Annotated in this window: 26 protein-coding genes; 16 read left to right on the top strand and 10 right to left on the bottom strand. The window is 29.9% G+C overall.

Translation table 11 applies throughout. The features are described 5' to 3' along the window. The first annotated feature begins 21 nt into the window (after positions 1-21). Positions 22-1,353: a sugar MFS transporter gene (locus MPF19_RS05490; protein WP_249987117.1), complete on the top strand. Its 1,332-nt coding sequence runs from the start codon at positions 22-24 to the stop codon at positions 1,351-1,353. Between the two features lie 25 nt (positions 1,354-1,378). On the opposite strand, the gene prmC is transcribed toward MPF19_RS05490, so the two are convergent. The 3 genes from prmC to MPF19_RS05475 are packed head-to-tail and all read right to left on the bottom strand — an operon-like array spanning position 1,379 to position 4,170. Beyond that, complete coding sequence (gene prmC, locus MPF19_RS05485; RefSeq protein ID WP_249987116.1) at positions 1,379-2,242, bottom strand: peptide chain release factor N(5)-glutamine methyltransferase; 864 nt, start codon at positions 2,240-2,242, stop codon at positions 1,379-1,381. An 8-nt stretch (positions 2,243-2,250) separates the two neighbouring features. Continuing rightward, positions 2,251-3,672 carry a cardiolipin synthase gene (gene cls, locus MPF19_RS05480; protein WP_249987115.1) on the bottom strand — a complete coding sequence of 474 codons (1,422 nt, stop codon included), beginning with the start codon at positions 3,670-3,672 and terminating at the stop codon, positions 2,251-2,253. A 6-nt stretch (positions 3,673-3,678) separates the two neighbouring features. Then, the gene (locus MPF19_RS05475; protein WP_203394666.1) at positions 3,679-4,170 is read right to left on the bottom strand and encodes a GNAT family N-acetyltransferase; all 492 of its coding nucleotides are present in this window, start codon (positions 4,168-4,170) and stop codon (positions 3,679-3,681) included. A 52-nt stretch (positions 4,171-4,222) separates the two neighbouring features. Here MPF19_RS05475 and MPF19_RS05470 point away from each other — a divergent pair, with 52 nt between their 5' ends. The 7 genes from MPF19_RS05470 to MPF19_RS05440 all read left to right on the top strand — a co-directional run bounded on the left by MPF19_RS05470 (position 4,223) and on the right by MPF19_RS05440 (position 10,055). After that, complete coding sequence (locus MPF19_RS05470; RefSeq protein WP_203394665.1) at positions 4,223-4,681, top strand: LEA type 2 family protein; 459 nt, start codon at positions 4,223-4,225, stop codon at positions 4,679-4,681. A gap of 39 nt (positions 4,682-4,720) precedes the next feature. Beyond that, positions 4,721-5,758 (top strand): bifunctional diaminohydroxyphosphoribosylaminopyrimidine deaminase/5-amino-6-(5-phosphoribosylamino)uracil reductase RibD, encoded by a 1,038-nt coding sequence (gene ribD / locus MPF19_RS05465; protein WP_249987114.1) that lies wholly within the window; start codon positions 4,721-4,723, stop codon positions 5,756-5,758. Beyond that, positions 5,751-6,362 carry an HAD-IA family hydrolase gene (locus MPF19_RS05460; protein ID WP_249987113.1) on the top strand — a complete coding sequence of 204 codons (612 nt, stop codon included), beginning with the start codon at positions 5,751-5,753 and terminating at the stop codon, positions 6,360-6,362. Before ribD ends, MPF19_RS05460 begins: the two co-directional genes overlap by 8 nt. Then, complete coding sequence (locus tag MPF19_RS05455; RefSeq protein WP_203394663.1) at positions 6,359-7,222, top strand: EamA family transporter; 864 nt, start codon at positions 6,359-6,361, stop codon at positions 7,220-7,222. The genes MPF19_RS05460 and MPF19_RS05455 overlap by 4 nt, the downstream gene beginning before the upstream one ends. A 1-nt stretch (position 7,223) precedes the next feature. Further along, the gene (locus MPF19_RS05450) at positions 7,224-7,832 is read left to right on the top strand and encodes an IMPACT family protein (RefSeq protein ID WP_249987112.1); all 609 of its coding nucleotides are present in this window, start codon (positions 7,224-7,226) and stop codon (positions 7,830-7,832) included. 142 nt (positions 7,833-7,974) lie between these two features. Then, complete coding sequence (eno, locus tag MPF19_RS05445; RefSeq protein WP_249987111.1) at positions 7,975-9,249, top strand: phosphopyruvate hydratase; 1,275 nt, start codon at positions 7,975-7,977, stop codon at positions 9,247-9,249. A gap of 350 nt (positions 9,250-9,599) precedes the next feature. Further along, the gene (locus tag MPF19_RS05440; protein WP_249987110.1) at positions 9,600-10,055 is read left to right on the top strand and encodes a BLUF domain-containing protein; all 456 of its coding nucleotides are present in this window, start codon (positions 9,600-9,602) and stop codon (positions 10,053-10,055) included. A gap of 71 nt (positions 10,056-10,126) precedes the next feature. On the opposite strand, the gene MPF19_RS05435 is transcribed toward MPF19_RS05440, so the two are convergent. Then, positions 10,127-10,525 carry an acyl-CoA thioesterase gene (locus tag MPF19_RS05435; RefSeq protein ID WP_203394659.1) on the bottom strand — a complete coding sequence of 133 codons (399 nt, stop codon included), beginning with the start codon at positions 10,523-10,525 and terminating at the stop codon, positions 10,127-10,129. Between the two features lie 171 nt (positions 10,526-10,696). Between MPF19_RS05435 and dnaA the strand changes: the two genes are divergently transcribed. From dnaA to MPF19_RS05420, 3 genes are all read left to right on the top strand, one after another. Further along, positions 10,697-12,124, top strand: coding sequence for a chromosomal replication initiator protein DnaA (dnaA, locus tag MPF19_RS05430; RefSeq protein WP_203394658.1), 1,428 nt, complete (start codon positions 10,697-10,699; stop codon positions 12,122-12,124). A 95-nt stretch (positions 12,125-12,219) separates the two neighbouring features. After that, on the top strand, positions 12,220-12,672 hold the full coding sequence (locus tag MPF19_RS05425) for a low molecular weight protein-tyrosine-phosphatase (protein WP_249987109.1): 453 nt from the start codon (positions 12,220-12,222) through the stop codon (positions 12,670-12,672). A gap of 118 nt (positions 12,673-12,790) precedes the next feature. Beyond that, on the top strand, positions 12,791-13,495 hold the full coding sequence (locus MPF19_RS05420) for an SAM-dependent methyltransferase (RefSeq protein ID WP_249987108.1): 705 nt from the start codon (positions 12,791-12,793) through the stop codon (positions 13,493-13,495). 122 nt (positions 13,496-13,617) lie between these two features. Here the strand turns inward: MPF19_RS05420 and MPF19_RS05415 are convergent, their stop codons facing one another. The 5 genes from MPF19_RS05415 to dapF all read right to left on the bottom strand — a co-directional run bounded on the left by MPF19_RS05415 (position 13,618) and on the right by dapF (position 17,879). Beyond that, positions 13,618-14,226 carry a peptidoglycan-binding protein LysM gene (locus MPF19_RS05415; RefSeq protein ID WP_249987107.1) on the bottom strand — a complete coding sequence of 203 codons (609 nt, stop codon included), beginning with the start codon at positions 14,224-14,226 and terminating at the stop codon, positions 13,618-13,620. A gap of 49 nt (positions 14,227-14,275) precedes the next feature. After that, positions 14,276-15,187: a DUF2279 domain-containing protein gene (locus tag MPF19_RS05410; RefSeq protein WP_249987106.1), complete on the bottom strand. Its 912-nt coding sequence runs from the start codon at positions 15,185-15,187 to the stop codon at positions 14,276-14,278. A gap of 68 nt (positions 15,188-15,255) precedes the next feature. Beyond that, the gene (gene mltG / locus MPF19_RS05405) at positions 15,256-16,284 is read right to left on the bottom strand and encodes an endolytic transglycosylase MltG (RefSeq protein ID WP_249987105.1); all 1,029 of its coding nucleotides are present in this window, start codon (positions 16,282-16,284) and stop codon (positions 15,256-15,258) included. Between the two features lie 30 nt (positions 16,285-16,314). Continuing rightward, the gene (locus MPF19_RS05400) at positions 16,315-16,839 is read right to left on the bottom strand and encodes a GNAT family N-acetyltransferase (RefSeq protein WP_249987414.1); all 525 of its coding nucleotides are present in this window, start codon (positions 16,837-16,839) and stop codon (positions 16,315-16,317) included. Positions 16,840-17,108: 269 nt separating this feature from the next. Next, on the bottom strand, positions 17,109-17,879 hold the full coding sequence (gene dapF, locus MPF19_RS05395; RefSeq protein WP_249987104.1) for a diaminopimelate epimerase: 771 nt from the start codon (positions 17,877-17,879) through the stop codon (positions 17,109-17,111). A 130-nt stretch (positions 17,880-18,009) separates the two neighbouring features. On the opposite strand from dapF, the gene MPF19_RS05390 reads away from it, so the two are divergent. Both MPF19_RS05390 and MPF19_RS05385 read left to right on the top strand, forming a co-directional pair. Beyond that, a complete protein-coding gene (locus MPF19_RS05390) occupies positions 18,010-19,398 on the top strand; it encodes a trypsin-like peptidase domain-containing protein (protein ID WP_249987103.1) in 1,389 nt (462 codons plus the stop codon). Positions 19,399-19,665: 267 nt separating this feature from the next. Continuing rightward, the gene (locus MPF19_RS05385; protein ID WP_249987102.1) at positions 19,666-20,031 is read left to right on the top strand and encodes a hypothetical protein; all 366 of its coding nucleotides are present in this window, start codon (positions 19,666-19,668) and stop codon (positions 20,029-20,031) included. A gap of 187 nt (positions 20,032-20,218) precedes the next feature. On the opposite strand, the gene MPF19_RS05380 is transcribed toward MPF19_RS05385, so the two are convergent. Next, positions 20,219-20,881: a hypothetical protein gene (locus MPF19_RS05380; protein WP_249987101.1), complete on the bottom strand. Its 663-nt coding sequence runs from the start codon at positions 20,879-20,881 to the stop codon at positions 20,219-20,221. A gap of 225 nt (positions 20,882-21,106) precedes the next feature. Between MPF19_RS05380 and MPF19_RS05375 the strand changes: the two genes are divergently transcribed. The 3 genes from MPF19_RS05375 to MPF19_RS05365 all read left to right on the top strand — a co-directional run bounded on the left by MPF19_RS05375 (position 21,107) and on the right by MPF19_RS05365 (position 24,471). Further along, positions 21,107-21,622: a DinB family protein gene (locus MPF19_RS05375; protein ID WP_249987100.1), complete on the top strand. Its 516-nt coding sequence runs from the start codon at positions 21,107-21,109 to the stop codon at positions 21,620-21,622. Between the two features lie 14 nt (positions 21,623-21,636). After that, positions 21,637-23,634 (top strand): NAD-dependent DNA ligase LigA, encoded by a 1,998-nt coding sequence (ligA, locus tag MPF19_RS05370; RefSeq protein ID WP_249987099.1) that lies wholly within the window; start codon positions 21,637-21,639, stop codon positions 23,632-23,634. A gap of 141 nt (positions 23,635-23,775) precedes the next feature. Then, positions 23,776-24,471 carry a DUF4294 domain-containing protein gene (locus tag MPF19_RS05365; RefSeq protein ID WP_203394734.1) on the top strand — a complete coding sequence of 232 codons (696 nt, stop codon included), beginning with the start codon at positions 23,776-23,778 and terminating at the stop codon, positions 24,469-24,471. Positions 24,472-24,566: the final 95 nt, after the last annotated feature.

The raw sequence follows: 24,566 nt of genomic DNA, 5'->3' as shown, positions 1-24,566 counted from the left end.
AACTATAAAAATATAACTTCTATGTCTAATACAGTGCAATCACAAACCAAACTAAAAAATAATACACTTGTACCTATCATAATTATTGCGGGTTTGTTCTTTATTTTTGGGTTTGTAACTTGGATTAATGGAGCATTAATTCCGTTTATGAAAACCATAAACGAACTTACAGATGCACAATCATATTTTGTAGCATCAGCCTCTTATATTTCTTTTGTAGTAATGGCTTTACCAGCCTCTTACATTATCAATAAAATAGGATATAAAAAAGGAATGTCTTTAGGCTTAATTGTAATGGCAATTGGTGCTTTACTGTTTATACCTGCGGCTGAAGCAAGAACGTATTGGATGTTTTTATCAGCAATTTTTATTCAAGGTATTGGCATGACTTTATTGCAAACGGCCTCTAATCCTTACATTACTATTTTAGGTCCAATTGAAAGTGCTGCAAAACGAATTGCAATTATGGGAATTGCTAACAAAATTGCAGGATCTTTAGGATCTGTAATCTTTGGAGCAATTTTATTATCAGGAATAAAAGGGATTAAAGAAAAATTAATGGTTGTTGATGAAGTTGAGAAGTCAAATTTATTAAACACCATGGCAGATAGTGTTGTTACTCCTTATATTATAATGGCCCTTGTGCTATTTTTATTAGGAGTTTTAATAAGAAAAGCACCTTTGCCTCATGTAGAAGCAGCTCCTATAGAAGCTTCAGAAACTGGAGAAAAAGCAAAAACAAGTATCTTTCAATTTCCACATTTATGGTTAGGTGTTTTAGCATTGTTTGTATATGTAGGAGTAGAGGTAATTGCCGGAGATACTATTATTTCTTACGGTATTTCTTTAAATATACCTGTAGAAGAGGCTAAGTTTTTTACAACATATACCTTAATGGCAATGGTTGCTACATATGCATTAGGCGTCTTTTTAATACCTAAATATATAAGTCAATCTTTAGCTTTAAAAGCTAGTGCCTTCTTAGGAATTATATTATCATTTTGTATTGTGTTTTCTACCGGATTTACTTCTGTACTTTTTGTAGCAGCTTTAGGAATTGCAAATGCTTTGGTTTGGCCTGCAATTTGGCCTTTAGCATTAACCGGTTTAGGAAAATTTACAGAAAGAGGCTCTGCTTTATTAATTATGGCCATTTCTGGTGGAGCAATTATTCCTCCTTTATATGGTTTTATTGTAGATATTAAAAAAGAAGATTTAATCGTGTCGGGAGCAAGTGAAGTAAATGCTTTGGCAGAAGCTTCTTCTTTTGGATATTGGATTTTATTGCCATGTTACCTCATTATTCTTTATTATGCTTTTGGAGGACATAAAGTAGGTTTAAAAAAAGGATAGATTTTTAAATAATAGAAAACTTGTTTTAGATATTTGCTTTTATCATTCTATCATTTCCAAATAGGTCTTTCTTTAATTCTATGTTTTGGAAACCTTTTTTATGAAGCATTTCAACGGTTTCTTTTCCAAGATATTGATTGATTTCAAAAAATAATAACCCGTTTTTAGTAAGATGTTGTTTAGCTAGGTCTGCAATTTTTTTATAGAAAATTAACGGGTTTTCATCAGCGACAAATAGTGCTAAATGTGGTTCGTTTTGTAATACATTATTATTGATTTCTACCTTTTCTAATTCTCTAACATAAGGCGGATTAGAAATTATAACATCATATTGTTGCGGTAATTCTTTTGCTTTTAAAATATCTATTTCTAAGAAAGTAATGTTAACTTTATTTAAAATTGCATTTTGAGTTGCTACTTTTAAAGCTTTTTTAGAAATATCAATAGCAGAAATAGAAACGTTATTTAGGTTCTTAGCTAAAGAAATAGGTATGCAGCCAGAACCAGTACCAATATCCAGAATTTTTAGTTTTTTGTCTTGATTCTTAATTTTTAATTCTTGAATCTCATTGATAATCCACTCCACTAATTCTTCGGTTTCTGGTCTTGGTATTAAGGTGTTTTTATCCACCAAAAAAGGCAATCCATAAAACTCCGTTTCACCTAAAATATACTGAATAGGTTCTTCTTTTTGAAGTCTTTTTGTAATGCTTTTTAATACTGATAAAATTTCTGTATCAATTAAAAAATCAGGTTTTAATACGGTATCAATCCTTTGAAGGTTCAACTTAGCTTCTATCAACAAAAAAAAGAAAGAATCAATTTCTGTTTTTGGATACATAGTTGATAATTCACTATTAAAAAAAATACGAAAATTCTGAAGTGTCATAAATATTATTATAATAAAGGGCTTAAAAATCTTGCCAAACGTTCAAATGTTTTTTGTTTGATAGATCTGTTTAAGAAGTCTTCTAGATTTACTTTTGTGGCTAATTTTATTCTTTCGTTAAATTCATTAGAAATTTCTGAAGTTATTTCTTTGTCAAAAATTAGTGCATTTAATTCATAATTGTGTTCAAAGCTTCTACAATCAAAGTTTGTAGAACCAATAGAAGTAATTTCATCATCAATAAATATAACTTTACTGTGCGAGAAATCGTCTCTTAAATAAATAGTTACTCCGGCTTTTAATAAGCTTTCAAAAAAAGAATACATACCGTATGTTGCAATTTTAGAATCGGTTACTTTGGGTAATAACAAGGTTACTTTTACGCCGCTTAAAGCCGCAATTTTAAAAGCTTCTAAAATAGCGTAAGTAGGAATAAAATAAGGGTTTAAAACACAAATACTTTTTTCTGCTGAATTAATGAGACTTAAATATTGTTGCATTACAACAGGTTGTTCATAATCTGGCCCGCTAGAAACAATTTGTAATTTAGTGTTTCCATTTGTGTTATAAGTCTTGTTGTATTTTTCTATTAGATTTAAATCAATGTTTGTTGCATAGTAATAATCTTTTAAAAACGTGTGGTGTAAATTGGTTACAGCAGTACCAGATATTTGTACATGAGTGTCTTGCCAAATGCCTAAATTAGTGTCTTTTGTTATGTATTCATCAGAAATATTTACGCCACCTGTAAAACCAATTTCATTATCTATAACTGCAATTTTTCTATGGTTTCTATAGTTTAAAGAGAAGAGAAAACTTCCAAATTTAAAAGGAGTTTCTGGGTATATTTCTACGCCTATATTCTTAAGTTTTTGTTTGGTTTTCTTTTTTAAGTTAAAGCTTCCGAAAGAATCGTATAAAATACGTACTTCTACATTTTCTTTTCTTTTTTGCTCTAATAAGGTAATAATATCATTGAAAATTTTTCCATTTTCAATGATATAATATTGTAAATGAATAAAATATTTAGCGTTTTTAATCGCTTTATAAAGCGCTTCAAATGTTTCTTTTCCGTTTTTTAAGACAACAACATCATTGTTTAATTGTAAGGGGAAGTTTACATTATTAAAGACTAAGTTAGATATTTTAGAAGCTTTTTTTTCTTTAAGTGTGTGTACGTTTTTGTTATTTTTATTTTGAAGATGCTCTTGAAGATGTTTTTTTCTTTTCTTCGTTTCTTTAAGTTCAAAGTATTTTATTTTTCTTCTGTTAATTCCGAATAGAATAAAAGCAAAAACACCTAAAAAAGGAAATAGAAATGTAATTAACATCCAGCTTAATGATTTCGATGGCTTTGTACCAAAATATAAGATGTTGTAGAAAGCCCAACTAAATAGTAAAAGGTGAATTGATAAAAGAACAGAGTACATCAAAGGTTATAATTTTTTTAGCATCCAAACAGGGCAAGAATAATGACCTGTATTACCTAATGGTTTATCTAGGTTTACAAATCCATTTTTTTTATACAATGCTTGCGCAGCACTCATATAAGGCATGGTTTCTAAATAACAGTTTTCAAAACCTAATGTTTTTGCTTTTTCTAAGCAAGTAGTTATCAATTTAGAGCCTAAACCTTTTCCTCTTGTTATTGGTAAGAAATACATTTTTTGAAGCTCGCTAGTGTTGCCTTCATAATTATCTAATTGGGCAATTCCTGCTCCGCCAACAATCTTTTTATTAAGCTCTATCACATAATAAAAAGAGGTGGGTTTTTCAAAATTTTCAAACATTTTATCAGTAGCTTTGTCCTCGTAAGCAGTTCCTATTTTAGGAGCTCCCATTTCCATAAGAACCTCTCTAATTACAACTGCCATTTGTGCATTGTCTTTAGGCTGAATTTCTCTAATGATAAAATCTGTACTTGTCATTTATTACTGTATTTTTGCAAGAGCAATTTACCTAAATTTTTAAAGAATTAAGATGAAAAAACTTTTATATTTTATACTTTTATTTACACTAATTATAAGCTGTTCTGTAAAAGAACAACCCATTTTTATAAAGGTAGATAACGTAAAAGTATCTTCTTTTAGAGGAGACACTATTCGTTTAAAAGCTGCTGCTTTTTTTGAAAACCCTAATGATGTTGGTGGTAAAATTTCTACGGATGAAATAAAGGTAATTGTAAACGGAGCAGAAGTAGCGCAAGTTTCATCAGAAGAATTTGAGGTGCCTGCAAGAAAAGAATTCTCTATTCCTTTAACGGTGATTATTCCTGCTAAAAAAATATTTGATAATAACAAAAACGGAATATTAGGCGGCTTATTAAATTCGTTCTTAAATAAGTCTATAAAGGTGCAATTTAAGGGAGATATAAAATACAAAGTTTTTGGATATTCTAGTGTGTATCCTGTGGATGAAATTCAGGAAATTAAATTTTAATTTATAGTTATCGATCATAAAAATTACATATCACGTTGTTTGCAAATTGCCAAAAATGGAATTGGTTCTGCACGTCCAAACCCTTCTGTTGGTGCAGTTGTGGTATATCAAAATAAAATTATTGGAGAAGGTTTTACATCTCCTTACGGAGGAAGTCATGCCGAAGTAAATGCAATTAATGCGGTAAAAGATAAATCACTTTTAAAAAAGGCTACAATTTATGTAACCTTAGAGCCTTGTTCTCATTTTGGTAAAACACCGCCTTGTGCAGATTTAATTGTAAAACATCAATTTAAAAATGTAGTTATTGGTTGTGTAGATTCTAATAGTTTGGTGGCTGGTAAAGGAATTGAACGTCTTATAAATGCAGGGATTAATGTTACTGTTGGTGTTTTAGAAGAAGAATGTAAAGCACATCACAAACGTTTTTTTACAGTTCAGAATAAAAAAAGACCTTATATTATTTTAAAATGGGCACAAACTAAAGATGGTTTTGTTGCTCCTTTAACAAAAGATGAGCAGAAACCAGTTTGGATTTCTAACACATATTCTCAACAATTAGTTCATAAATGGAGAGCGCAAGAACACGCGATTTTAGTAGGGACTAATACAGTTATAGCAGACAATCCGAAGTTAAATGTGAGGAGTTGGTCTGGGCAAAATCCTGTGAGAATTGTTTTAGATCGTTCTTTAAGAATTCCGCAAGACAGCAATGTTTTAGACAGAAGTGTAAAGACGATTGTTATTTGTGATCATAAAAAATTTGAACTCAATAGCAAGGGGTTTCAACCCCTTGAAAATGTAAATAAAATTATTTTTGAAGCAATTAATTTTGAAAATAATCTAGCCCAACAAATCTGCGAAGTTTTACAAAAACATCAAATTCAGTCTGTAATTATTGAAGGGGGAACACAAACTTTACAAACCTTTATTGATGAAAATATTTGGGATGAAGTGCGTGTTTTTGTTGGTGAATCTGAATTTGGAGAAGGAGTGAAGGCGCCTATTTTTAATAAAGTAGTTAAAGAAGAACTAAACATCAAAACAGATGTTTTAAAAATATATACAAATGATTAAAAACATCATTTTCGATTTTGGCGATATTTTTATCAATTTAGATAAAAAACGTTTTGCAAAAGAGTTACAAGATTTAGGAATTTCGCAAGAAGCAGAAGCTAATCTACCTATTTTGAATGAGTATGAAATGGGAATGATTTCTACGGAAGAATTTGTTGCTTTTTTTGAAACAAAATTGAATGTTCCCAAAGAAAAATTAGTAGAAGCTTGGAATTCTATTCTATTAGATTTTCCAAAAAAACGATTAAATTTTATTCAGGAATTAGCAAAAAGTAAAAAATATCGTTTGTTTTTATTGAGTAATACCAATGATTTACATATTTCTTGGGTTAAAAATGAATTTGGTATGGAGTTCTATAATTCCTTTAAAAATTGTTTCGAACAATTTTATTTAACACATGAAATTCATTTAAGAAAACCAAACGTGGATATCTATGAATTTGTGTTGAATGAAAATAATTTAATTGCAGAAGAAACTCTTTTTATAGATGATACAAAACAAAATACAGACTCCGCAAATACCATAGGAATTCATACTTGGAATTTAATTCCTGGAGAAGAAGAGGTAACAGAATTGTTTACTAAAAAGGAAAATTTATTTTGATTTATTTAATTTTTAGCATTCTTTTTTCAACCTCACTATTTGTCATATTTAAATATTTTGATATTTATAAAATTGACACTTTAAAAGCAATTGTTGTTAATTATTTGGTTGCTTTCGCTTTTGGTTTCGGTTTGTCTGAAATTACATTTTCTATTAATGAGATTCCTGAGAAACCATGGTTTTTTGGAGCTATTGTTTTAGGGGCATTATTTGTTGCTATCTTTTTTGTAATGGCAAATACAGCGCAACAAAATGGCGTTTCAGTGGCTTCTGTTGCAGGTAAAATGTCTGTAGTTATTCCGGTAGTTTTTGGTGTTTTACTATATGATGAATCTGTAACATATTTAAAAATTATAGGAATTTTAATTGCGCTAGTTTCTGTGTATTTAGCTTCCGTAAAAGAGGAGCGAAGTACTTTTAATAAAGCAGGGTTATTGTTTCCTATATTGCTCTTTTTTGGCTCTGGAGCAATTGATACAACTCTAAAGTTTGTGGAAGTTAATTTTGTTCAGAATAATGAAACTGCTCTTTTTTCTGGTAGTTTATTTGGTTTTGCAGCTTTTTTTGGATTGCTAATTTTATTAGTTAAAACCATTCAAAAGAGAGAAGCATTTGGTATTAAAAATATAATTGCAGGTATTGTTTTGGGGATTCCGAATTATTTTACAATTGTATTTTTAATTAAAGCGATGCAAACATCAGGATTTGAAAGTTCTACCTTATTTACCATAAATAATGTATCTGTAGTTGTAGTATCCACTTTAGTTGGATTACTTTTATTTAAAGAAAAATTTAGTTTAAAGAATAAAATAGGAGTTGCTTTGGCAATTTTGGGAATTGTCTTAGTTACCATTGCTTAATATGTTAGAAGACGTTTATAAAACAATAGAAAAATCATCCGAAGAAACCCTTTTTAAAGAAAAAGGATCTAAATTTTTTGGCTATGCTTTTCCTGTTTTATCAGAAGAAGATGTAAAAGAACATTTAGAAGATTTAAAGAAAAAACATCATTCTGCACGTCATTTCTGTTATGCTTATCAATTAGGAATAGAAAAAATTAGGTTTAGAGCAAATGATGATGGAGAACCAAACAATTCTGCAGGTTTACCTATCTATGGACAAATTCAGTCTTTTGAAGTAACCAATATTTTAATTGTTTCTGTTCGATATTTTGGAGGAACAAAGCTAGGTGTTGGAGGCTTAATTTCTGCCTATAAAACATCTGCACAAATTACTCTAGAAGCTGCTGATATTTTAGAGAAAACCATCAATATTTATTATAAGTTAACTTTTGAGTACGATATGATGAATGCCGTACAAAGAATCATCAAAGAGAAAAATATTGAAATTACCAATCAGAAATTAGAAATGAATTGTGAATACACCATTTCTATAAGAAAAAAAGAGTCAGAATCAATCTATACTATTTTTGATAATTTGTATAAAGTTGATATAAAAATGTTAGCATAATTTTGTGTTTGATTTAACATTAGAAAGTGATAACTTTGTGTATCGACCTATTCTTTTAAAAAGCTTTTAAACTCAAACAAAAGCGATATAAACTACTTTTAATAGGCCATAATAATAAATTAAATATTTTAATATATATATTATGAAAACTACTATCAAATCAATTTCCGCTTTAGAAATTTTAGATTCAAGAGGAAACCCAACCGTTAGAACTTATGTAGAATTAGAAGATGGAAGCAAAGCTTTTTCCTCTGTACCTTCAGGAGCATCTACAGGAGAAAATGAAGCTATAGAACTAAGGGATGGAGATAAGGAAAGATATCAAGGAAAAGGAGTTCAAAAAGCTGTTGATAACGTAAACAATGAAATTGCTAAAGCATTAATAGGAAAATCAGCATCTAATCAAAAAGATATTGATTATACGATGATTGAATTAGATGGAACTGATAATAAATCTAGATTAGGTGCAAATGCTATTCTTGGAGTTTCAATGGCGGTAGCTAAAGCAGCAGCAATATCTGCAAACTTACCGTTGTATGCTTATTTAGGTGGGTCAAATGCGGTAAGGATTCCCGTACCTTGTATGAATATTTTAAATGGAGGAGAACATGCTGATAATAGTGTAGATTTTCAGGAGTTTATGTTAGTGCCTCATGGAGCACCCAGTTTTAAAGAAGGTTTACGTTATGTTGCAGAAACATTTCATGTATTAAAAGGGTTACTTAAAAACAAAGGATTAGCTACAAGTGTAGGAGATGAAGGTGGTTTTGCACCAAATTGTGATAGTAATGAAGCTGCAATTGAATTAATTATTGAAGCGATACATAAAGCGGGTTATAAACCAGGCAAAGATTTGTCTATTGCTATAGATAGTGCTGCAAACTCTATTTCACCAAATATTGATAATAAATATAATCTATTTTGGTCTGGAAGAGGAGAGATGTCTAGTGAGGAGTTGATTAATTTGTCTGGAGAATGGTTAGATAAATATCCTATTATTTTATGGGAAGATCCATTATGTGAAGGAGATTGGGATGGTTTTGCTGAGTTTACAAAAAAATATGGAGATAAAATAGAAGTAGTTGGAGATGATATCTTTGTTACAAATACAAAATACATAACAAAAGGAATTGCAAAAAAAACAGCTAATTCTGTATTGATAAAATTAAACCAAATTGGTAGTGTTACAGAAACGATAGAAGCAGTTAGAATGTGTAAAGAAGCTGGTTGGCGTTATTTTTTATCTCATAGATCTGGTGAAACAGAAGATACTTTTTTAGCAGATTTTGCAGTTGCTATGGATGGAGGGCATTTAAAATCTGGTTCGGCTTGTCGTGGAGAACGTATTGCAAAATACAATCGTTTGTTAGAAATTGAACACGAGTTAAACGGTCGTTCAGAATATCGTTGGAAATAATAGCTATAACTATTTTGTGTAAATAATGGCAGTAAAGGCAACAATTATCAAGGTTTGATATTTGTATACTTTTACTGCCATTTTTAATGAAATATGTTATCTATTATTTTTTTAAAATTCAGAACCTTTTATTTCATAAAAAAAAGGTTTGGTTTTATTGCTTATTTTTTGGAAAAATTAAGCTGTATTTCCTTTTGAAAGCAGTCTGTTAAAATGATTTTTGATGATTTATTTAAGATTGAAATTAAGATTTTCTAATAACATTTAGTTTGATTGTAAATAAAATATAATGTAACTTTATAAAAACTTAGAGTAAATAATAACTCCAATAAAACTTAATTACAATTTTCATGAAATTACGTCGTATAGTTTATTCAAGTAAAGCCAGTATTAAGTTTAATAAGCGAGATTTATTAGATTTACTTCACGATTCAAGAGCGTATAATACGATAGATAATATTAGTGGAGTGCTGATTCATAAGGATGGTTATTTTCTTCAGATTCTTGAAGGAGAGCCAAAAGACCTTAACAACCTTTTAAGTCGTTTGCAAAAAGATTCTAGGCATTCTGAATTTAAAATTATTGATGATCGTTTTGTGAGTAAACGGATGTTTTTAAATTGGGCAATGGGTTGTGCCGATTTTGATGACCCTTCTTTAAGTATGATTCCTGGAGTTCTTAGTGGTTTAAACGATCCGAAAGTAATTGAAGAACTTATTAATAGACTTCCTGAAGTGGCCACTTATTTGCATAATAATTTAACTTATCAGCAAATAAATGGATATAAAGAAGATCAAAATAATTAAATTTCTTTTTAATTTGAAAATTCAACTATAACTATAACAGGATTTCTTTAAGTTTCTAACTCAAATTATTACTAATAGCCCAAACTTTTTAGTAAATAATCAGGACAACGTGTTGGTTTCATTGTTTTACTGTTTAAAAAAGCCAAAACAGAACTTCCTGTACAAATCATTTCATTATTTTGGTTTACAATTTCATATTCAAACTCAATTTTAACCATAGGCTTTTTCCTTAGAATAGTTTTAATGGTTAAAACGTCGTCGTACAAGGCAGATTTAATAAATTTAAAATTTATAGAAATTACAGGAAGCATTATCCCGCTTAATTCCATATCTTTGTATGTAACCCCCAAGGTACGTAGCCATTCGGTGCGTCCTAGTTCAAAAAATTGAGCATAATTTCCATGATATACAACGCCCATTTGGTCGGTTTCAGAATATCGAATGCGTGTTTTCGTAGATGAGTTTTTCAAAAGATGTAAATTTTATATTTTTTACTATTCTACGTAAAAAATAGTTAATAATCAATAGCAAATTGATTTTTTTATACTGAATTTTATTCACATTTTTGTACTACCTTAAAAAAGGCGTTAAAAGCCATTTTTTAAACCCTAATACTAACAAAAAAAATAGCTAGAATTATAATGATTGAAACTGCTGACTCAGTTTGGAATGAATGTTTGACCTTTATAAAGGACAACATTAAACCACAAGCTTATAAAACTTGGTTCGAGCCAATAAAACCGGTAAAACTTTCAGGAGAAGCGTTAACAATTCAGGTTCCTAGTAAATTTTTTTATGAATGGTTAGAAGAGCATTACATTAAATTATTGCGTGTTGCATTAGTAAAACAGTTAGGTAACGATGCTAAACTGATTTACGATGTTAAAATGGAAAACAATTATAGCAGTAACAGACCGCAAATTGTTAAAATTCCTAGTTCAAACAGAGATCCTTTAAAACCACAAAGAGTTACTGTTCCTTTAGAGTCTAATAAAAGAGAATTAAGAAATCCGTTTGTAATTCCAGGATTACAAAAAGTAAAAATAGAATCTCAATTAAACCCTAACTATAGTTTTGCAAACTTTATAGAAGGAGATTCTAATAGATTGGCACGTTCTGCAGGTATGGCAGTGGCAAATAAGCCAGGTGGAACCTCTTTTAATCCATTATTAGTTTATGGTGGTGTTGGTTTGGGTAAAACGCATTTAGCACACGCTATTGGTGTTGATATTAAGGATAAATATCCAGACAAAACAGTTTTATATATATCTTCAGAAAAATTTACACAACAATTTATTGATTCTGTAAAATCGAATACAAGAAACGATTTTATTCATTTCTATCAAATGATAGATGTCTTAATTATAGATGACGTACAGTTTTTATCTGGTAAAGCAGGTACACAAGATGTGTTCTTCCATATTTTTAACCATTTACATCAAAATGGAAAACAGGTAATTTTAACTTCGGATAAAGCACCTGTAGACATGCAAGATATAGAACAACGCTTATTATCTCGTTTTAAATGGGGATTATCTGCGGAGTTACAAGCACCAGATTACGAAACTAGAATTTCTATTTTACAAAATAAATTGTATAGAGATGGTGTAGAAATGCCAGAAGATATTGTAGAATATATTGCTAAAAATATAAAATCTAACGTAAGAGAGTTAGAAGGTGTTGTTATTTCTATGATTGCACAAGCTTCTTTTAATAGAAAAGAGTTTTCTGTAGAATTAGCAAAACAAATTGTAGACAAGTTTGTAAAAAACACTAAAAAGGAAGTTTCTATAGATTATATTCAGAAAGAAGTTTCTAAATATTTTGATATGGATGTGGCAACCTTACAATCTAAAACACGTAAACGTCATATTGTACAAGCGCGTCAGTTAGCTATGTTTTTTGCCAAAAGATTAACAAAAACTTCTTTAGCAAGTATTGGTAATCAAATTGGGCAAAGAGATCATGCAACTGTATTACATGCTTGTAAAACAGTGGATAACTTAACAGAAACAGATAAGCAATTTAAAAAGTACGTAGACGATTTAACTAAAAAGTTAACTTTTTAAAAAGAAAACTTCAAAGTACTTATTCATATTTAATTTTACGCTCTTAAATTTTTTAAGAGCGTAATTGTTTCTTATTTTTAACAAAAATTACTTTCATGCATAAAATATTGATGGTTTGTTTGGGAAATATATGTCGTTCTCCTTTAGCGGAAGGAATCTTAAAATCTAAAGTTAATTCTGATTCTGTTTTTGTAGATTCTGCTGGAACTGCAGCATATCATATCGGAAAACTTCCGGATGAACGCTCTATTGAAGTTGCTAACAAATACGGAATAGACATTACGAAACAAAGAGCAAGAAAATTTGTTGTAAAAGATTTTGATGAGTTTGATATTATTTTTGCGATGGATGATAGTAATTATCAAAACATACTGTCGTTAGTAAGAAATAATGATGACGAACAGAAAGTAAGAATGATTTTAAACGAAATACATCCTGCTAAAAACCTAAGTGTACCAGATCCATATTATGGCGGAAATCAAGGTTTTGAAAACGTATATAAAATGTTAGATGAGGCTTGTGATGTTATTGCAAGTAATTTATCTTAAAGAAAAGGTTCATTTTATCAGCGAGTATCTGTATAATAAATATCAAAAAAAATAAAAATATTATTTCTGCGTTTTTAGTTTGTGTAAATTCGTAAAATATGTGTCTAAAATATATAAGATGATTGGTAAACTCTATTTAATTCCCACTACTTTAGGAGAAACTGAACCTTTAGAAGTAATGCCTTTATCAGTTAAAAAAGTAGTTGAACAGATTGATTATTATATTGTTGAAAATGAAAAATCTGCAAGAAGATTTATCAAGAAAATTTCACCTAAAAAATCGCAGCCTTCACTGCAATTAATGCTTTTAGATAAGTATGCAGAAGAGCTAGAAACCTCTAGATATTTAGATGTATGTAAAGAAGGCGTAAATGTAGGTTTATTGTCTGAAGCCGGAGTGCCTGCAATTGCAGATCCAGGAGCAAGTATTGTTAAGTTAGCGCATGAAAACAATATTAGAGTAATTCCTTTGGTTGGTCCATCTTCAATTATCATGGCAATGATGAGTTCCGGAATGAACGGACAAAATTTTGCTTTTAATGGCTATTTACCTATTGATAAATCCGAAAGAAAAAAAACGATAAAAGATCTAGAAAAACTTTCGCATGATAAGAATCAATCGCAAATTTTTATTGAGACACCTTATAGAAACGAAAAAATGCTTACAGATTTAAAAGCAGCTTTATCACCTACTACAAATTTATGTATCGCGGCAGATATTACTTTGCCTTCAGAATATATTAAAACGATGATGATAAAAGATTGGAAACATCAACAACCAGATTTACACAAAAAACCAGCTATTTTTATCATTCATAAGTAGCAATTATTCTTTTATGGTTTTTGTTAAATTAAGACATGTAAAAAGGCTTTATTTATCTTTTATAAGAATAAATAAAGCCTTTTTTATATTTAAAACTACAAAGTGTATTTTAGATACTAGGTTTAAACGGTAGCATATTTGTCTGCTTTAATAACAGAAACATTATAACCACCAAAGTTTTTTAAATAAGATTTTATAGAAGCTCCATAAGCATCTGTAAACCCTTCGACTCCATTACTACGTAAGAATTTTTTTACGTTACCTGCACCGCTTAAATGAGCTGCAGCTAAGATACCTGATTCTGTTATTCTAATTCCGTTTATGGTTTTACCAACAGAACGTGCAATGTCTTTTCTTAAAATCCATTTATTTACTTTGCATAAAGCTATAAATGCTTTTTCCTGTAATTCTGGGTTTTTTAAAAAATCTTGTGTGTTGTAAATTTTAAATCGGTGTAAAGTAGTTCTACCAAATTGATACTTTCCTAAATATCCTAATGAATTTACAATAGTATATTTTCCTTGAGACTCCTTAAAAGCTAAGGCTTCTTTAAAACCAACAAAGTCCTTTTGTAAATAAGGAATGTTATAATCTATAAATTTGGGGAAAGTAATTTTGTTATGAGTACCTATTTTTTTATCAATAGAAGTTGCGTTGATAAATCCTAAAAATACGATACTTAAAAATAAAAACTTTTTGATAATATAAATATTTCTGTTTTGCGGGTGCAAATGTATAACCAAATATTAATTATACTGATTATCAATATGTTAAAATTTATTAAAAATACAGATAATGAAATTTTATTCTTCCTTTGGTGTTAATTTCAAGTGTTGGAGCAGGTATTTTTATGAAGTTTACAACAGAGAAGACGGATTTTAAGAATTCCGAATTTGTACGGATTTTTGTTAAATCTAAGTCTAAACTTAGGTAGAATTGTCGGTAAGGATTGTATGGCGTTGCATCTGCTGCGTTTGTATGTCCATAAAGCATTTCTTCTGCGCCATAACCCAAAGCAACATTTAACCATTTAGGAAACGAGCTTTTCTTATTAAAAGACCAAATATTAGCAGAAAGCCAATAAGTTTGTCCGTTATAATCTTTTAAAGCTTGTTGTAAATAATTTATACCCAAGGTATTTGGTCTTTGTTTAGCAAATTCTGTTTGATGAAAGGAGTATTTTACGGTGATTCGTTGTTCTCCCCAAAGTAATTCTTGTCCAATTAACAAACCGGTTCCTGATGCATTTGCAAGAATATCTCCTGGTGATGCTCCCCATTCTTCAGAAAACCCATCTAAAACTTCTACGGCAGTTAAAAAAGCAAAACCAGAGGTTGCTCCGTATATTAATTGATTTTTTTTAGAAACTCCTGCCCAGTCTAAAGCTTCCATTCCTATTTTACCAACATAGTATGAAGTCATTAAATGACCAACCTTATCCATTTGTTTCCAATCATTATTGTCATTCTTTAAATGAAAACTAGAACGCGGATAATCTTTGTACCAAAGTTGGTTTAAAGAAATTAAAGCGCCTCCAGCCAATACACTTTCGGCAACTATAATGGCATTTCTTCTTTTGGTATTTAAAGTATCAGATTTTTTGTAAAATGCAGCGTTTTGAGCATGAGAGAAAACCGTTAATAGAAAAAAGAGAGAAAAAACAATTAATTTATTTACTTTCAATTGTATCATTTTTAAAAATATATAGCGTTTATTTTACAACAGTAAGATCGGAAAACGACTACTACCAGCTTATAAAGCTATCTATTAATCCTTTGTTTGTTCATCCATTGATGGTATTTAGCTGCATTTCTATTGTGCTGCGAAAGTGTTTTAGCAAAAGTATGGTATCCTAATTTATCTACATTTGCACACATATAAAAATAGTTGTGTTTTTCGGCATTTAATACACCGTCAATAGCCGAAATGTCTGGCATTGAAATTAGCGTTGGAGGTAAGCCTTTGTTTTTATAGGTATTATAAGGAGAGTTTATTTCTAAATCTGCAGTTAAGACTCTTTTAACTACATAATCTTGTCCTTTTTTTTCTTTAACACAATAGATAATTGTGGGATCTGCTTGTAAAGGCCACCCTTTTTGTAACCTATTTAAATACAAACCTGCCACAATAGGTCTTTCAACTTTTTTAGCAGTTTCTTTTTGTACTATAGAAGCCAAAGTAATCACTTCTTCTTTGGTTAAATCTAAAGCTTTTGCTTTTTGCAACCTGCTTTCATTCCAAAAACGATTGTATTCTCTAAAAATTTTATTTCTAAAATTATCTGCAGAAGTAGTCCAATAAAATTGATGACTATTAGGAATAAAGATTTGTAAAACAGATTTTTCTGTCAAGTTATTTTTAGACAAGAAATCTTTGTCTTTAAAAGATTTTAAGAGAGAAAGTGAATCTGCCTCTAATTGTTCTGCAATTCTACCTGCCAATTTTTCTAAAGTATCTTGATTGTTAAAAGATAGTTTTACAGGAGTTTGATTACCACTCCTTAATAAATTAACAAGATCGTTATTAGACATCCCTTTGTTTAAAACATATCTACCAGGTTTTGGAGTAGAGAAATTTTTCTTAGCGGCTACTAATAGAAAAGTGCTGGTGCTTTTAGAAAACGCTGCTACTTTATCTTTTACATCCATTAAACTATCCGAAGATTTTACAAAAAGCACGGTATCTTCTGTAATAGATTCTCCAAATATTTTTTGATAGTATTGGTATACAATAAATGCACCAATAAAAATAACAGTAGCTATAACGGCGTATATAAATTTTTTACTCAAGGTATTTTGATTTTTTTTAGAATTGCAAAATTAGTCTTTTATCAACTGAAATAAAACTTCATCTTTAAATTTTCCTTCGGATAATATCCAATCTTTTTTAATACCAACTTTTTGGAAGTTATGTTTTTTAAACAGTGATAAGCTTTTAGAATTATCAGCAGTAATGTTTGCATACAGTTGATGTACATTTAAATAAGAAAAAGCATATTGAATTAAAAGAGATAAAGCTTCTGTAGCTAATCCTTGTTTTTGAAATTTTGGGTGAATTAAAATTCCAATTCCAGCTCTTTTATGCATCGGATTGTAATCAAACAAATCAATCATTCCTACTTGTCTTTTGGTAGAAGTATCTTCAATTAGTAAGCGTAACTGTTTTGCTTCGTAGATATCTAAATGTGCATTTTCTAAATATTGCTTCAATATAAATTTAGAAAAAGGAGTTTGTGTATGGCTTATTTCCCAAAAAGACTCGTTGTTTTCTATCTGATATAGAAAATCTAAATCTTCGGGTTCTAGAGCACGTAAGGTTATTTTTTTACCGGTTAATTTCATGATTTTTTATCTAAAAGGCCGTTTACTTAAAATAAATATTTGGATAGAAATACATCATATTTTATATATCCAGTTTATCATCCCTGTGTAAACAAGACTCTATAATGAGTAAACAAAAATTCTAATTTTACTTAGTGCATTCATTTAGTATCAAAATCCACTATACACAAATTGATTATGTTTTCAATATATAAGAATAGCGTTTTTAATCTTTGTGTATCTCGTCGTTTTCTCTGTGAATCTTTGCGAAATAATTCAATCTAATTATACATTTAAAAAGAAATCTCCCCTTTAAAAACAAAAGTCGCTGGGCCTTTTAAATACACATTGGTATAAATCCCATTTTCTTCAGAAAAAGAAACCTCTAAATTTCCACCTTCAACAGGTAAAGAAATTAAATTGCTAGTTGTTTTGCCTGTTTTATGCATGGCAATAGCAACAGCTGTAACTCCGGTTCCGCAAGCCAAAGTTTCATCTTCCACACCTTTTTCATAAGTTCTTACTCTAAAAGTAGAAGGATTTATTTGTTGAACAAAATTCACATTACTTCCAGGATCATTATACGAGTATCTTATTTCTTTTCCTTTTTCAAAAACAGGAAAATGATCTAAATCTTCCACTAATTCTACATGATGTTGTGTGCCTGTATAAGCGAATACTGAGTTTTCTTTCACGGTAATTTTATCAACATCTATCATTTTTAAAGAAACAATTCCAGTATCAATTTCAGCTAAATGCGGACCATCAACAGCAATAAAACGTGTCTTTAGGTTGATGATTTCTAAATATTTGGCAAAAGCCACGGCACATCGTCCTCCGTTTCCACAAAAAGTCTCACTTCCGTCAGCATTAAAATAAATCATTCTAAAATCGAATTCTGCGTCATTTTCAATTAAGATAACTCCGTCAGCTCCAACTCCAAAATGTCTATCACAAAGTTTAGATATAATGGCTACGTTTTCTTTCGGAAAAATTAGAGCTCTGTTATCAATCATAACAAAATCATTTCCGGTTCCTTGGTATTTATAAAAGTCTAAATTCATTAGTACAAATATAGGTATTTAAAGAATAAAATCGGACTGTTAAAAAGCGGTTAAAGTCAGTTAAAATCAAGTTAAACAGATTTTTTGAAATAGTTATAATTGTATCTTTGAGGTATTAAATATAAATATCATGAAAAAAATTTTAAGTTTATTAGGAGTGGCTATTTTAGGAGGCGCTATTACTTTAGGCGGTTATAAAATGCTATTTAATGAAAATGCAGTTGTAGAAAGATCTATTTCTCAACCCATAAAAACAGTTACAGCAAGTTATAATCCTGTTTTAAACAAAGTTAATGAAACTTCTGGTTCGGTAGATTTAACCGTTGCCGCAGAAAACACTGTACATGCGGTGGTACACGTTAAAAATACAGCGATAAGGACTCAGGTAAATCCAATGGATATTTTCTTCGGAAACGGTAATGGAGCTAGAAAGTTTGAGCAAGTTGGTACAGGTAGTGGAGTAATTATTTCGCAAGACGGGTATATTGTTACAAACAATCATGTAATTGATGGAGCATCAGAAATTGAGATTACTTTAAACAACAGACAAAAATATGAGGCAAAGTTGGTTGGTACAGATAAAGAGAACGACATTGCTTTATTAAAAATTGATGCAGATTTTGATTTACCTTATATTCCATTTGCAAATTCAGACAATATAAAAATAGGAGAATGGGTTTTGGCAGTTGGTAATCCTTACAACTTAACATCTACCGTAACAGCAGGTATAGTTAGTGCAAAGGGTAGAGATTTAGAAGGGAATTCTTCTATAGATTCTTTTATTCAAACAGATGCAGCGGTAAATCCAGGAAATAGTGGAGGAGCATTGGTAAACACTCGTGGTGAGTTGGTTGGAATTAATACAGCAATTACCTCTAAAACCGGTTCTTTTATTGGGTATTCTTTTGCAGTTCCATCTAATATTGCCAAAAAGGTAATCGATGATTTATTAGAATTTGGGTCTGTACAAGAAGCTATTTTAGGCATAAACATAGATCAAAGTGAAGAAGATATAGATGGTGTTAAAATTGCCGGAGTAAGTAATGATGGTGGTGCAGAAAAAGGGGGCTTAAAATCTGGAGATGTTATTAAAAAAGTAAACGACGTAAAGATTTCTAAATTCTCAGAATTAAGAGGTCAATTAACTGCAAAAAGACCTGGAGATTTAGTAAATATTACTGTAGATAGAGATGGATCGGAGTTAATTAAAAGCGTAAAATTAAGCAAAAAAGATGCGTATGTTTCTAGAAAATTAGGAGTCGTTTTAAAAGATATCTCTAAAAAAGAAATGAAGAAATTCGATATTTCTGGTGGAGCTAGAATTGTAACCAATCAAAATAAAAATCTTATTTATTATGGTGTAAAAGAAGGATGTATTATTACAGAAATTAATAAGAAACCAATTTTAAATGCTAGTGAAGCTGTAAAAGAAATAGATGCTACTTTCGGAGCAGGAGCCCCTATTTATTTAGAAGTTATTAATTTAGATGGAGTAAAAGAGCGTTATGCTTTTAGATAAGAGATTATAAAATTTTTAAGTAAAAACCGAATCATTTATTTGATTCGGTTTTTGTTTTATTAGAAGCTATTTCCTGCTTTCACTACTCGCTTTTTTTATCCTAAAAAGGAATAAAAAAGAGCTCAAACAAATCGTTCAATCAGGGCTAAACAAGTTTAATTTCTTTAGTAATTAAGAGTAAATGTTTAGTTTACTTAATTTAGTAAGCAAAAACATATTAAAAGTTATATAAGTTTTCTTTTTCTTATTTTTGAAATAAAAACAATCATGAAAAATATTATTTTCTTCTTCCTTTTTTTACCAAGTCTTATTTTTGCACAAAGTTCAGATTTACCTAAAAACCCAAAACCGGGCAAATGTTATATAAGATGTTCTTCGCAAGATTTTAACTATACAAAACCTGTAAATAAAAAGAAACTGTGGGTAGAATTAGAATGTCATGAAGCAAGAAATCTAACAATCGATGCAGAAAAAGAACATCGCTTTCAAGAATATCAAAAACTATTAAAAGAAAAAGATTTTGATGTAGACATTACAGGAGTGTTAGATCTAAAAACAGCAAAAGCTCATAATAAATATTTAAAAGTTTTAAAAAAAGAAAACAGAAAAAAAGCAAAGAACAAAAAGAAATAACGGCTAAAAAGAAACCCAAAACAGTAGTTTATGTTTTGGGTTTAATTTTAAATTAATTTTGATCTTTATTTGGTTTAAAACAACTTAAATAAATACAAACAGAAAAATTAGTGTAAATCTCTGTAATCTATGGGTAAATTTTTTAAGGTGTTCTATGTAACCATAAAATAAAAAAGATATAGCCAGTTTACGCTTCCTCAAAGAAATCAATTACAGCTTCAAATTCTTCATTTATAAACTCATTTTTACTCATAAAATATTCAGAAGTAGTCAATCTGTAGTTATTTTCTTTTTTTTCTAAATACCAAATAATATCATTTGCTTCTACAAAAGCTTCTTCTGCATTTAATTGATCTGCAAATAACCTTTTAATTACGTTATGACTATCTAAGTTTTGAGCAAAACATTTCAACACAATTTCTTTAGTAATATTCGTTTCAGCATTTCTTGCTGGTGTTATTTCAAAATCTACAATAGTTGCTTTTGTATTCGGAAACTTTCCGTTAAAAGCTTTATACAAAAGCTGATTGATTATAAATAGCGTTTTGTGCAATTCTATTTTTGGATATTCTTCAGAAATTTTATCTACTAACATTTCATAAGAAAGAGAGTCTATTTGCCCTTCATTTAAAACATCAGACAATTTATAATCTAACACAATGGCAGCGGCTTCACTAGCGTCTCTATCAGAAATTGCCATAAAAAGCAATTCTCTTAATTCTTTAATTTCGTTTACATCATTATTTGCAAAATCAAAACGTACCAAAAGTTCTTTGTAATCGTCAATACTCCAAGAGTTCTCTAGGTCATCTACTGTAGAAATTTTGTGTATTTTAATAGCGTATTTCATTTTTTTAATTCATTTTTGAATGTCCATCTAAATTACATATTATTCAAATTAAATACAAGTTTTTATAGTTATTTTATGATTTTTTTAGTAGATAATAATGGTGTTTTTAAATGAATTAAACAGAGATAATTATAACAATTAGTGCTCCTTATTTTTTGAAAAAACAAACCTTTGTAACCAATACTTTTTACTATTTTTACAAGCCAAATTAATTCTTTTTTTATAATGATTTTTAAAGAAAATCTTCCTTATTTCCAAATACCAAAACCCGCAATAGAATATACTGCAGGTGCTACCGCAAGTAGAATGATAGATGGTTTAGGATTTAGATATTATTGGGCTACAGAAGGTTTATCAGAAAAAGATTTGATTTTTCAACCAAATTCAGAAGCAAGAACAGTAGAAGAAACTTTAGATCATATTTATAATTTATCAATAAGAATTATAAATGCCGCATTATTAAAAGTAAACGGAGATATAGAACCAATTAGGTCTTTTGGAGAGAAAAGGAAAAAAACATTAGAAAATTTATTACAAGCAAGTACAATTTTTAGAGAAAGTAAAGATGTTGCTCAATTTAAAATATTGTTTCCTAATAAAGAACTTTCTTTTTGGTGTGTAATAAACGGGCCAATTGCAGATGCTATTTGGCATGTAGGTCAAATAGTTTCATTTAGACGCTCTTCTGGAAACCCATTACCTAATGGTGTAAATGTATTAATAGGAAAAAAACAAGATTAATTTTTTATTTAAGAATGACAAATCAACAAAAAATAGAAGCTCTTCGAGACGAATTAAATATACATAATTATAACTATTATGTGTTAGATAATGCCTCAATTTCAGATTACGAGTTCGATATTAAATTAAAAGAATTAGAAAAATTAGAAACAGAAAATCCTGAGTTTTTCGATCCAAATTCTCCAACACAAAGAGTAGGAGGTACGGTTACAAAAAACTTTGAAACGGTTACTCATAAAAATAGAATGTATTCTTTAAGTAATTCTTATTCTAAAGAAGATTTAGTAGATTGGGAAGAAAGAGTGCAAAAAGTTTTAGGAACCACAGAGGTAGAATATACTTGTGAATTAAAATTCGATGGAGCCTCTATCAACTTAACCTATATAAACGGAAAATTTATAAAAGCAGTAACCCGTGGCGATGGTTTTCAAGGAGATGAAGTAACTAATAATATTCGTACTATAAGATCAATTCCTTTGAATATAAAATCCGACTTTGTCAGTAATTTCGAAATGCGTGGAGAAATCATTTTACCAATTGATGGTTTTAATAAAATGAATGAAGAGCGTGTAGAAAACGGAGAAGATGAATATAGAAACCCAAGAAATACAGCAAGCGGAAGTTTAAAACTACAAGACAGTGCAGAGGTTGCAAGAAGACCTTTAGATTGTTTATTATATCAAGTGGTTACGGAAGAACGTAAATATAAAACGCATTTCGAAAGTTTAGAAAACGCGAGAAAAGTTGGTTTTAAGGTTCCAGAAACCATTACTTTGGTAAAATCTATTGATGAAGTTTTTGATTTCATTACTAATTGGGACGCAAAACGTCACAATTTACCTTATGAAACAGACGGAATTGTTGTTAAAGTAAACAATTTACATCAACAAGAAGAGTTAGGGTATACAGCAAAAGCACCAAGATGGGCAATTGCATATAAATTTAAAGCAGAACAAGTTTCAACTATTTTAAATGAAATTACCTATCAAGTCGGCAGAACAGGCGCAATAACTCCAGTTGCAAATTTAGAACCAGTTCAATTAGCAGGTACAACGGTAAAAAGAGCGTCATTGCACAATGCAGATCAAATAGCAAAACTAGATATTAGAGTAGGAGACACTGTTTTTGTAGAAAAAGGAGGCGAGATTATTCCTAAAATTATTGCGGTAGATTTTACAAAACGTCCAGAAGATTCAAAACCAACAATATACGCAACACATTGCCCAGAATGTAATACAGAGTTAGTAAGAACAGAAGGAGATGCCAAACATTATTGTCCTAATGAATTTGGATGTGCCCCACAAATTACAGGAAGAATTCAGCATTTCATTTCTAGAAAAGCCATGGATATTGATGGTTTAGGAGGTGAAACGGTAGATTTGTTGCGTAAAGAAGGACTCATTCAAAATTATGCTGATTTATATGATTTAACGGTAGAACAAGTCATTCCGTTAGAACGAATGGCAGAAAAATCTGCACAAAATATGATTGACGGAATCATAAAATCAAAAGAAATTCCGTTCGAAAAAGTATTATTTGCACTCGGAATCCGTTTTGTAGGTGAAACGGTCGCTAAAAAATTAGCAAAACATTTTAAATCTATAGACAATTTAATGTCCGCAGATTTCGAAACATTAATTTCTGTAGATGAAATTGGAGATAGAATAGCACAAAGTATTCTCGATTTTTCATCAGATTTAGGAAACATACAATTAATAAATCGGTTAAAAGCATCTGGACTACAATTAGAAGTTTCTGCAGAAAGCTTAGAAAATCAAACGGAACTATTACAAGGACAAATATTTGTCGTTTCAGGCGTTTTTCATCAAATGAGTAGAAACGAACTCAAAAAAGCAATAGAAGATAATGGAGGTAAAGTAAGTTCATCCATTTCTAAAAAGACAAATTTTATTGTTGCTGGTGATAATATGGGACCTTCAAAACTAACAAAAGCACAAGATTTAGGAATTGAAATTATTTCAGAAGAAGATTTTATAAATAAAATTAGTTAAAAAATAACTTAGGCTCTAATTAAGCTTAACAACGAACAAAGAACAACGAATAACGAACAAACAAGGTTTCCTACTGCTGCTATGTGGTAAATTAATTAAAATTTGAAAAAACTCTTATACATATATATACTACTAATTTCCATGGTTTCTTTTTCCCAAAAAAAGGAAGCAGATTCGTTGCCTATTAATGTAGACGACTATGTTTTTGTAAAACCAGGAGACACCTTAGTTGTAAACCTCAATGAATTTACGTTGTTTCCAAAAAACAAATTTAAATCTAGAAATGATATTCGGTACTATTTATGGTTCCGTAAAAAAGTATTCAGAGCATACCCTTACGCTCAACTGGCGTCACAAAGGTTAGATTCTTTAAATATTAGGCTAGAAAAAATAAAGTCTAAAAGTAAACGAAGAAAGTATACGCGCTTAGTTCAAAAATATATAGAAGGCGAGTTTACAGATCAAATTAAAAAGATGACCACCACAGAGGGGCGAATTCTTATCAAGTTAATTCACCGTCAAACAGGTAAAACGGCATTTGAAAATATTAAAGTGTTAAGAAGCGGTTGGAAAGCCTTTTGGTACAATACAACAGCAAATGTTTTTAGTCTTTCGCTAAAAATGGAATACCATCCAGAAGCAGAAAACGAAGATTATTTAATAGAAGATGTCCTGCAACGAGCATTTCAAGACGGAAAACTCAAACCTCAATCTACAAAGTTAAATTTCGATTTTTCTAAAATTATAGCAGAAAAAAAGGCAGCAATCAATGTAGAAGAATACAAATTGATGTTTTCAAAGATGAGAAAGAAGAAAAACCGTAAGAAAAAGGATTAATTTTATTGGGTGTTCCCACGCCAAAAAAGGCGCGGTCGGGCTTTGCACTATATCTTTTTAAGGTATTATTTTCGCTACCGCTTCAATACCACCAT

Origin of the sequence: Polaribacter sp. Z014 (assembly GCF_023555435.1) — a bacterium.
Taxonomy (GTDB): domain Bacteria; phylum Bacteroidota; class Bacteroidia; order Flavobacteriales; family Flavobacteriaceae; genus Polaribacter.
Note: the sequence above shows the minus strand (reverse complement) of the source record. Positions and strands in the feature narration are given on the sequence as shown.

What these genes read in the sequence shown, in the direction of transcription:
- MPF19_RS05490 (WP_249987117.1), top strand. Translation starts at nt 22, where the DNA reads ATGTCTAATACAGTGCAATCACAAACCAAACTAAAAAATAATACACTT.
- prmC (WP_249987116.1), bottom strand. Translation starts at nt 2,242, where the DNA reads ATGACACTTCAGAATTTTCGTATTTTTTTTAATAGTGAATTATCAACT.
- cls (WP_249987115.1), bottom strand. Translation starts at nt 3,672, where the DNA reads ATGTACTCTGTTCTTTTATCAATTCACCTTTTACTATTTAGTTGGGCT.
- MPF19_RS05475 (WP_203394666.1), bottom strand. Translation starts at nt 4,170, where the DNA reads ATGACAAGTACAGATTTTATCATTAGAGAAATTCAGCCTAAAGACAAT.
- MPF19_RS05470 (WP_203394665.1), top strand. Translation starts at nt 4,223, where the DNA reads ATGAAAAAACTTTTATATTTTATACTTTTATTTACACTAATTATAAGC.
- MPF19_RS05460 (WP_249987113.1), top strand. Translation starts at nt 5,751, where the DNA reads ATGATTAAAAACATCATTTTCGATTTTGGCGATATTTTTATCAATTTA.
- MPF19_RS05450 (WP_249987112.1), top strand. Translation starts at nt 7,224, where the DNA reads ATGTTAGAAGACGTTTATAAAACAATAGAAAAATCATCCGAAGAAACC.
- eno (WP_249987111.1), top strand. Translation starts at nt 7,975, where the DNA reads ATGAAAACTACTATCAAATCAATTTCCGCTTTAGAAATTTTAGATTCA.
- MPF19_RS05440 (WP_249987110.1), top strand. Translation starts at nt 9,600, where the DNA reads ATGAAATTACGTCGTATAGTTTATTCAAGTAAAGCCAGTATTAAGTTT.
- dnaA (WP_203394658.1), top strand. Translation starts at nt 10,697, where the DNA reads ATGATTGAAACTGCTGACTCAGTTTGGAATGAATGTTTGACCTTTATA.
- MPF19_RS05425 (WP_249987109.1), top strand. Translation starts at nt 12,220, where the DNA reads ATGCATAAAATATTGATGGTTTGTTTGGGAAATATATGTCGTTCTCCT.
- MPF19_RS05420 (WP_249987108.1), top strand. Translation starts at nt 12,791, where the DNA reads ATGATTGGTAAACTCTATTTAATTCCCACTACTTTAGGAGAAACTGAA.
- MPF19_RS05410 (WP_249987106.1), bottom strand. Translation starts at nt 15,187, where the DNA reads ATGATACAATTGAAAGTAAATAAATTAATTGTTTTTTCTCTCTTTTTT.
- dapF (WP_249987104.1), bottom strand. Translation starts at nt 17,879, where the DNA reads ATGAATTTAGACTTTTATAAATACCAAGGAACCGGAAATGATTTTGTT.
- MPF19_RS05390 (WP_249987103.1), top strand. Translation starts at nt 18,010, where the DNA reads ATGAAAAAAATTTTAAGTTTATTAGGAGTGGCTATTTTAGGAGGCGCT.
- MPF19_RS05385 (WP_249987102.1), top strand. Translation starts at nt 19,666, where the DNA reads ATGAAAAATATTATTTTCTTCTTCCTTTTTTTACCAAGTCTTATTTTT.
- MPF19_RS05380 (WP_249987101.1), bottom strand. Translation starts at nt 20,881, where the DNA reads ATGAAATACGCTATTAAAATACACAAAATTTCTACAGTAGATGACCTA.
- MPF19_RS05375 (WP_249987100.1), top strand. Translation starts at nt 21,107, where the DNA reads ATGATTTTTAAAGAAAATCTTCCTTATTTCCAAATACCAAAACCCGCA.
- ligA (WP_249987099.1), top strand. Translation starts at nt 21,637, where the DNA reads ATGACAAATCAACAAAAAATAGAAGCTCTTCGAGACGAATTAAATATA.
- MPF19_RS05365 (WP_203394734.1), top strand. Translation starts at nt 23,776, where the DNA reads ATGGTTTCTTTTTCCCAAAAAAAGGAAGCAGATTCGTTGCCTATTAAT.